Annotated in this window: 6 protein-coding genes and 2 pseudogenes; 4 read left to right on the top strand and 4 right to left on the bottom strand. The window is 40.0% G+C overall.

Annotated elements, in window-relative coordinates; translation table 11 throughout:
* Positions 1–20: 20 nt before the first annotated feature.
* The 3 genes and pseudogenes from RMY32_RS19525 to RMY32_RS19515 all read left to right on the top strand — a co-directional run.
* Positions 21–342: pseudogene (locus tag RMY32_RS19525) on the top strand (IS701 family transposase); the annotation flags it as partial.
* A gap of 258 nt (positions 343–600) precedes the next feature.
* Complete coding sequence (locus RMY32_RS19520) at positions 601–1,380, top strand: hypothetical protein (protein WP_322708637.1); 780 nt, start codon at positions 601–603, stop codon at positions 1,378–1,380.
* Between the two features lie 12 nt (positions 1,381–1,392).
* Positions 1,393–1,989, top strand: a complete 597-nt coding sequence (locus RMY32_RS19515; RefSeq protein ID WP_322708636.1) for a hypothetical protein — start codon at positions 1,393–1,395, stop codon at positions 1,987–1,989.
* Positions 1,990–2,158: 169 nt separating this feature from the next.
* Here RMY32_RS19515 and RMY32_RS19510 read toward each other — a convergent pair.
* The 4 genes and pseudogenes from RMY32_RS19510 to RMY32_RS19495 form a co-directional block, all read right to left on the bottom strand.
* Positions 2,159–2,527, bottom strand: a pseudogene (locus RMY32_RS19510) (ISKra4 family transposase); the annotation flags it as partial.
* 262 nt (positions 2,528–2,789) lie between these two features.
* Complete coding sequence (locus tag RMY32_RS19505; protein WP_322708635.1) at positions 2,790–4,460, bottom strand: phosphatidylglycerol lysyltransferase domain-containing protein; 1,671 nt, start codon at positions 4,458–4,460, stop codon at positions 2,790–2,792.
* Between the two features lie 55 nt (positions 4,461–4,515).
* Entirely contained in the window at positions 4,516–5,424 is a 909-nt protein-coding gene (locus RMY32_RS19500; protein ID WP_322708634.1) for an alpha/beta hydrolase, read from the bottom strand.
* Positions 5,425–5,689: 265 nt separating this feature from the next.
* Positions 5,690–6,670 (bottom strand): alpha/beta hydrolase, encoded by a 981-nt coding sequence (locus RMY32_RS19495; protein ID WP_322708633.1) that lies wholly within the window; start codon positions 6,668–6,670, stop codon positions 5,690–5,692.
* 142 nt (positions 6,671–6,812) lie between these two features.
* Here RMY32_RS19495 and RMY32_RS19490 point away from each other — a divergent pair, with 142 nt between their 5' ends.
* Positions 6,813–7,745, top strand: coding sequence for a lysylphosphatidylglycerol synthase domain-containing protein (locus RMY32_RS19490; protein WP_322708632.1), 933 nt, complete (start codon positions 6,813–6,815; stop codon positions 7,743–7,745).
* Positions 7,746–7,804 lie beyond the last annotated feature (59 nt).

Genomic DNA, 7,804 nt, shown 5'->3' with positions numbered 1-7,804 from the left:
CCTGAAAGATAAGTAGGGCAATGGATGTAGAATTACAAATCCTCAAGCATTTGGCGAGAGACGCTCACCCAACAGTTGCGATCGTAGATGAATATTGTGCAGAGTATAAAGACCTGTTTAAAGAAGTAAGAAATTATGAGTACTTCAAATATTTACATCTGGGGATAATGTCACCAATCAAAAGAAAATCGTTACCAGAGATAGCGAAAGCTGTAAGTATAAACTCAGCGAGCGTCATTACATCATTTTTTAGCTAATTCAGGTTGGTCAGTAGAGGAATTAAAACAACGAAGATTAAATAAACTAAAAAAAGCATTGGATGGCAATGCAATTACAGTAGTAAATAATCTGCGTCTCATTATCCAACCACTTTTACTATTTTGGTTAATTTATCCCTGGTTAAGTATTTTCCCAAATTCAGATTTGTTACTGGGATTCAATCATTTAATTGCCGCAATGAATCAATTTAAACCCTGTTATGCTTCTGGATGATTTAACTTCTTTACTACTTGCTTATTCCGGAGAGTGACAGAAGAGGGTTAAGATGACATCAATTTTTTTTTAAAACCCCTCTCCTTGTGTTAATAACGGGAGAGAAATATGCTGACACTAGATAGGGAAGAAACCAAATCAGCACTTGATTACGATGATCTTAATAGCAGTATCAAAGACACCTTCGCTGCCATAGACCAATTTGAGTTGCAAGCAGTAGAACAGATTCGCATCATGCATGACGAGCAGATGTACAGAATCGCTGGGTACAAAAACTTCTCGAAATATTGCCAAGGCGAATTGCATATATATGGCGGCTATCGACGTATAAATCAACTCTTAGGGGCATCAAAAGTTCTTATTGCCGCAGGAGAGTTGGAGTCACAGATTAAAAATGAGCGCCAAGCCCGTCCTCTTTTGAGGTTAGTCAAAGAACCAGAAAAACTTATTGCTGCGATAACACTAGCTTTGGAATCAAACCCAAACCCTAGCGAATCAGATTTCGCAGCTGCGGCTAATATTGTTGCTCCAATACCAAGAGGAAAAAAGCAATTCCTTCAGGAACCATTGTTTCCAAAAAATGTCATCACAATTTCATCACCAGAACATCCCCGTTATGGGCAATCGGGAGTGATTTGTGCAGACGCACCGAATAATTCGCAGCAGATTGTCACCAAGAGCGATGGTGCAAGGCTGCTGGTAAACAATGCTGATTTGGATGGCGCAGTTGTGTCCCAATCGAATCAGCAAACTTATCGACCAGAGTACTCCGAAGCGATCGCTGCGCTCAAAGAGCAACACCAGCAAGAGTTAGAGCGCTTACAGCAGGAATTGAGGATTGGACTACAGTCAGAAGCCACTGCTAGAGCCGAAGCCCAGGTAATTTAACAAATCTCATCCTTGCAAAACCTGTACAAGCAGCAAAAGGAGCAAAACATCCAGTTGCAGCAGCGCTTAGACGAGATGGAATCGCTACGGCAGTTGGAGACTGAGAACCAGCAGCTAAAAGAGCGCATTCGGGATTTGGAAAACGCCTTTGAGCCGCATCAATTACAAGACTGGGGGAATACTTACACTAAACTTGGGGCTAAAGCATTAAACAAGAAGGTTCAGCAAGCACTGGAGAAGACAATTGATTTGAGAACTTTGGCAGCCGAACCACCCAAAGAAAATGCGACTGAATGTCTGCGCCTCATGGGTATGGCATTGAAAAACCTAAGCGTTGCCATGAACAATACCCAAGCGCTCGAAGCGGCAGCGATAATTTTGGGTACTAGTCCCAGACAAGAGGCGATCGCAACAAGGACGGAGCAATTACAACTATTACCCCAGGCTATTAGGGAAATTAGGCAAGTACTTGCACGTATTGAGTTTACATCGCTTGACTTTTGGGCTGTGGCTGAGAAATACGAGGTGATAAAACTTGATTACTGGGCTGAACTTACTACCTTCGAGACTGATTTAATCACACAAGCCCGAAAAAACAGTGATAACTGATGACTGATGACTGCGGCATAGATGCAATGTCGCCCAGATTGTCATGGAAAAATTTAGGAAAAAATGTGAATACAAATAAAAATGCAATTAAGAGTGGCAACAAAGAGCCATTCGAGTCTAAACCAGATTGCAAGGTATCAGTTGGGAGCATCTCACCTTTGCAAAAATATCAGCTAGTAAGCTGACCATTGAGATAAGCAGATCGAAGTTGCAGCATCCGAGGTACGTTTTCCAATTTCCACTGTGCGCCAGAAATTTTTAAACGTTTGCCAATCTGTTTTACAGAAGATTCAACCGCACCAGAACCTATAGAGCAGAAGCTTTCAGAGGAAAAATACTCGTAGTTAACAATTCGTTCTGAATGCTTTTTGAGGTAGTTGAGCAAGTTTTGGGCAGGCTTTTTTTTCAAATCGACAAATAAAGCGGTCGCTGGTTCGATCTGACCTTGCCAAAGAAAAACCTTATAAAGATTCTCTTTGAGGTGATACCAGTCTAAAATTTCCTGTCGATGTGCGGCGCTGCCAATTTCTGCAAACAGGCTTCCAGACGTTGGGAGTCTTCAGGGGTCATAGTAGTTGCACTTGCTACTTGTGTCAAAGAGTGTAACTATCTTCCCTCACTTACACCTATATTTGCAAAGGTGAGATGCTCCCCGATCTTCCAATTTGGTAAGTTTAACTCTACGTTTAACAAGCATATTGATAGTAGCAGTATTGCGGCTAAACTTAAACTCACCCATATCAAGGACAAGCTGTGTAGGCGTAGCCGCTGGTAGATATTGCTTTGTTTTGAGTCTAGATTTAGGCTCCGGGTTTGAAATAATCGAAGAGGCGATCGCCTGAATCTGCGCGAATCAATGCTACAACTACATCTGGTAAGGCAGCTAAACTGGGGTAAACCAAATAACGCGGTTCCCAACGGGGACGGAACTTGTCTTTGTAGGCGTGCAGTCCCTTGAAGTTGTAAAAGCGATTCAAATGCTCGTAAAGATAGCGCAATACTTTCTCCAAGCGGCGCGATTCCGGGTTGTCTCCAACTCCAGCAAGTGCAGAAAGACCGAAATTAAAGCTGTCGTAGCCATTCTCTTTAAAATGCTGGAGCAGGGAAATAAATAGAAAGTCCATTGTGCCATTTTCAAGAGATGAGCGATGTCGCATCAGGTCAATAGTCGCTTCGTTAAGTTGGTATTCTCGGATAATGTTGGCAAAGGCGCTAATCTCACCTTCAGGATTATGCACAACAGCAATCTCGCACTCTCGCAGGTAAGCTTCGTCAAACCAACCCAAAGAAAATTGTTTTTCTGAACCTTGTACCATTTTCAACCATTCATCACTCACAGATTTGAGTCGATGCAATAAATCATTGGCGATGGGTGGTTGGTAAAAGTCGATTTGGTATCCTAGCTTAGTTAAACGACTGATTGATGGTCTAAAGTTTTTACCGGCTTTGCCTTGTAAAGTAAAACTTTTTAAGTCAACGATCGCTTCTTCTCCAATCTTAAGTACTTTAAACCCTAACGACTTGTAAAGTTCAACATCATCGGGCATAGTTTGGTAAAAGCCAGGATACCAGTCATTACGCTGACAAAACTGTTGGAAAGCAATAATTGTCTCTTTGCGGTCTTCAATGGGGCCGATGGGATCTCCCAAAGCGATCGCACCCCGTCCTTTGGGAACATAAGCAATTACACTATTACCTGAAGGACTGAAATAATAACTTTTATCATTTAAGAGTGTGAGCGCTGCTAAAGAAGAACATCCATATTGCTCGACAATTTCTTTAACTCTTCGTCGCTCATTTGTAGTTGCTAGATTGCGCCAAAACACAGGTTGCAACAGCATTACTATCGCATAAGTAATAGTACTTGCGGCAATAATATAGATAGAATTAGCAAAAAATTCTCCAAATTGACTTTTTGGTTGCAGTCCCCAATTATCCTCGGTGAAGAACATCGCCAAAGTCTGAACTATCGCTTCACGCCAATTAAAATTCTCTGAAAATTTGCCGTCTAACAAGTAAAATCCAATAGTTCCGTATGCCAGAGTAAATAATAAAGCGCCTATCAGCACTCTGACTCCCCGTGCAATGGAAGGACGGTCTGATTGCGCCATGAAATAATCGCGCATCAAGATTAATTGCAGCAGCAAAACTCCAGAGAGTAGACTTTCTTCATAGTCCAGTCCTTTCAGCAAATGGCTGAAAATGGAAATTATTAATAAACCAATGGTAAGTAACCAGGCTATTTTTTTACAACGTAATAAATTAGTAGCAAGTGTTAATAAAATAAACCCAGTCAATGCTGCAAATATATGACCGCTGGCACGAATTTCAAATGGTAAAAATTCCTTTAACCACTGAGTCCGCCCATACAGGTTAGGTGTCACTGCTGATAATAAATTTACTACTCCGACTAAACCTGTTAGGAAAGCTGCACTCCAAAGTCCAATCTGAGTTTTTAAATTATTTGTCATTTGTCATTAGTCATTGGTCATTGGTCATTTGTCATTTGTTGTGGCGTTAAAACTCTTAACTCTTAACTCCTGACTTTTGAAACTGTTCTCCAACATAGGAGAGTGAATCTTTAAGATGTTTGTGGAAGTAGTTCCAGCCTACATTAGCACCAGACAAACCATGACCGCCAGGAAATGCATAAAATACGTGAGCAATGCCTAATTTATTTAAGGTTTCGTTAAAGGCTTTGGTAGAGGCTAACAAATTAGGATCGTTCACACCCGCATCTAGGTAAACACGCAATCGCTTTCTATCTTTAACTGGTAGCTGTTGCACAATTTGTTGAGGACTATTTTGTGAACCGCTGTCATCAGTAAAGTAACCGCTATGGCTAAACAAAATCTGAAAGTTGTTGAGATAGCGTAATCCAATATTAAATGCACCCCATCCTCCAGAAGATAGACCTCCTAGCGCCCAAAATTGGGGTTCTTCCAAAGTGCGGTAGCGCGACTTGACAACTTCTACTAATTCTGAACCAATCAAAGTCCCCATTTTGCCATTCGGCCCATCAAAGTAATCGGGGTCGTATAAAGGACTAGAACCGCGATTATCATTACCATCAGGTGTAATCACAATCGATGGCGGTAATTTTCCACTTTGATAAAGTTCATGCAATACATCTAAAAGTGCGTATTTATCAGCATAGGCACGAGCGTCATCATGACCACCGTGTAGTAAGAATATCACAGGGTAGCGCTTTTGGGGATTTTTGCTATAACTAGGGGGCAAAATCACGCCGTAGTTACGGACTGCACCCATCGCTTGGGAGTTGAAGGTTGCTAATTGAAACTTTAGCCCAGTATTTGCCTCTTTTTTGGGTGGGTCTAGTTGTGGCGCACCTAAGATGAATACATAATAATAACCTGCGCTAGCCAGGAGTGCGATCGCTCCTACTAAGCCAATTAAAAATTTAGAAATCTTCATATTGTTTATATTCTTTTAACTTAAAAAAATTACCTCCATTAGAACTTACTATAATGAGTTTTTGAAAAATGGCAGTATATTTTTTTACTATGATTTTAAAGTATTAACTGGTTGGCAAAATAATATTATTTCTACTAGTAGTCTGTCAATTTAAGATTGATGGGTAAACAAGTTCGTAGTAAGGACTTTAGTCCTTAATTTTCCAAGCACTAAAGTGCTTACTACAAACTTTTTATTACTAGCTTAGACATTGTACTATAGATTTTCAATTATTTTGAGCATTTTTTTTATAATTAATACTTAAAGTTTTATCAGCTATATTCGCTGTTTCTGAAGCTCGAAATTGTTCGCCGACAAATGTTAATGAATCTGCTAAATGCTTCCGCCAGTATTGCCAAGTGTGACTACCAGGAAACTGACGAAATGAATTATAAATTTTAAGTTGATTTAGTACTTTACTAAATCGCTCGGCTTCCTTGAGTTCATCAACATCTGATGTACCCGAATCCAGGTAGATTCTTAATTTTTTTTGAGCTTGTATAGGAATGGTTTTGATATAAAATATTGGGCTATTCGCCGGGCCACTTTTATCATTAAAATAACCACTATGACTAAATAAAATCGAGAAACGATCCAGGTTGTGTAATCCGACATTCATTGCTCCCCAACCACCAGAAGATAAACCACCTATCGCCCAAAAATCTGGATTATTTATTGTCCGATAACGGCTTTGCACAACTTTTACTAACTCATCGCCCACGGCTGTAGAGACTTTACCATTAGGGCCATCGATATATTCTGGATCTCGGTACGGACTAGAGCCACGTTTGTCGTTACCATCTGGTGTAATGATGATACTGGGTGGCAACTTACCTGTAGTATAAAGTTGTTCTACAGTCTTGAGAGCTTGTCCTTTATTCTGAATAAACCAATCACTGGGATTACCATGTCCACCGTGGAGGAGAAAGATTACAGGATACCTTTGTTTGGGATTTTGCTCATAGCCAGGAGGTAAAGAAACGCCATAAGTGCGACTTCCACCCATTGCTTGACTATTGTAGGTTTCAATTTGATAGGTTAGGAGAGTTTCTGAGTTGCTAGTATTGCGCTGGGTTGGAACAACAGAAGGCGTTGTTTGTAAATCCTGCTGTTGCGGTGGTTTTGCAACGACACTTTGGTAAAAATTACAGCTAACTAGAGTTAATACTGAAAATAGCAAGAGAGTTTTAGATTGTTTGTAGTTCATCTTTGAAGAAAATTGAGCATGGAGTAGTCGTTGCTTGTTTTCAAAATCTTATGCAAGTGATATGTCAACGCTGTGTCAACAGAATGGAAACTTTACGACTGGTTGTAAATTAAAAGTCAAGGTTAGGATAAGTTTCTTCACTATGCTTAAAAAGCTGCAACTCAATTTCAGTTCTTTGTTTGGCTTGTTGCTGCTGGTGCTTTCCCTGTTGGCGATCGCTAACGAATTACGAGAGTATAATTATCGTGATATTCTCAATTCTTTAGGTGCTATTCCCAAAAGTCGCGTAAGTTGGGCAATTTGGCTGACAGCTTTGGGTTATCTAGTGATGATTGGGTACGATATCTTAGGTTTTAACTACATTAATCGTTCTTTAAGTTGGAATAAGATAGCTTTCACTAACTTTATTAGCTCTGCATTTAGTAATACCATCGGTTTTGCTTTGCTGACTGGCAGTGCTATCCGTTATCGATTTTATGCTAGTTGGGGAGTGTCAGCAGTGGCGATCGCTCAAGTAATTGCTTTCGCCAATTTTACTTTTTGGTTGGGAATGTTTGCCGTTGCAGGTTTATTATTTATCATCAATCCTTTGAAGATTCCCACTCAATTACATTTACCTTTTGCTACCGTGCGTCCCATCGGTATAATTTTTCTGCTATTAGTTGCAGTTTACTTACTAGGAAGTATTTTTATCAAACAACCATTAATCATTCGTAGACATGAATTTCGATTTCCTTCTTTGAAAATATCCCTGGCTCAAATAGCAATTTCTAGTTTTGACTGGATTCTGGCGGCAGCAGTTCTTTATGCTTTACTTCCTAGCAATATATCTTTGTCATATTTAGACTTTTTGGGAATTTATTTACTAGCGATGTTTGCAGGTGTGGTTAGTAATGTTCCCGGTGGTTTGGGAGTATTTGAAACTATAATTTTGCTGATTCTCTCTTCAAAAGTTTCGGCGGCAGCAGTTTTGGGTTCAATGTTAGCTTATCGGGGAGTCTACTATTTCTTACCTTTGCTAGTAGCAGCAGGTTTGCTCGGAATTTATGAGCTTAGATTTAAAAAAGGGAATTAAAAAATAAACTTCTTGCATGAATCAAAAGCCCTGATACCCCAACCCCTTCTCCCAAGCTT

The organism is Nostoc sp. ChiSLP03a (assembly GCF_034531215.2).
Classification (GTDB): domain Bacteria; phylum Cyanobacteriota; class Cyanobacteriia; order Cyanobacteriales; family Nostocaceae; genus Nostoc.
The sequence above is the reverse complement of the archived record's forward strand: the minus strand, read 5'-3'. Positions and strand labels throughout refer to the sequence as shown.